Below are 865 nucleotides of genomic sequence, written 5' to 3'. Positions count from 1 at the left end.
AAACCAAGCAGTAACTGAACTATTTTCCCCTTCCACAGGGAAGATGATTCTGGAAAAGTCATGACCAGAACACATGCCAAGGCCCACCATGCAACAGAAAGTGTTAATACCCAGGGAAGAGACATACTGCCGACAAGCAAAAATAGGAAAACCGCCATAACGAGAGCATAAACCACTCGCGCTGCAGAAGCGCTCACGCCTGAAAGGTTAGCCCATTCCCAGGCACCTAAAATAACAATAGCTGCGACAAACCAAGAAAAATACTCTGGAGGCAGTAAAAAAACACCCCCCAAAACAAGTGGAGCAAGAATTAAAGCTGTAATTATTCGTTGTTTTAACACAAAAAGAGTCCCGTGATTATTTACTCGGCCTGATCCAACTGATCATCAGTTTGCCCAAAGCGCCGCTTTCGTCCAGCATAGGCTTTTAAGGCTTCCAGCATCTGTTCCTTCTTGAAATCGGGCCAGTACAAATCGGAAAAATAGAATTCTGCGTAGGCCAATTGCCATAACATAAAATTGCTGATGCGCTGCTCACCCGCAGTGCGAATCATTAAATCAGGTAAAGGCAAGTCACCCAAAGAGATATGTGATTGAATTAAGTCTTCGCTCACATCTTCAGCCGCAATCTCGCCGGAAGCAACTTTATGGGCAATTTTCCGCGTCGCTTGCGCGACATCCCAGTGCCCACCGTAGTTAGCGGCAACGACCAGAGTCATACCATCATTATTTTCTGTTAGTTCTTCCGCTTTCGCCATATGCTCCTGAAGCACATCACTAAACGGCTCTCGATCACCAATAATTCGCAAGCGGATATTATTTGAGTGCAGTTTCTTAACTTCTCGCTGCAAGGCAAAAAGGAAAAG

2 protein-coding genes are annotated in these 865 nt (G+C 45.3%); both read right to left on the bottom strand.

Annotated elements, in window-relative coordinates:
* On the bottom strand, positions 1–341 hold a 341-nt coding region (locus A3729_RS20920), incomplete at its 3' end, for a phosphatidate cytidylyltransferase (protein ID WP_197475965.1).
* 20 nt (positions 342–361) lie between these two features.
* Positions 362–865: polyprenyl diphosphate synthase (gene uppS / locus A3729_RS20915; protein WP_068634241.1), on the bottom strand; the 504-nt coding region annotated here is incomplete at its 5' end.

The sequence above is a fragment of the Oleiphilus sp. HI0043 genome (assembly GCF_001634935.1).
The sequence above is the reverse complement of the archived record's forward strand: the minus strand, read 5'-3'. Positions and strand labels throughout refer to the sequence as shown.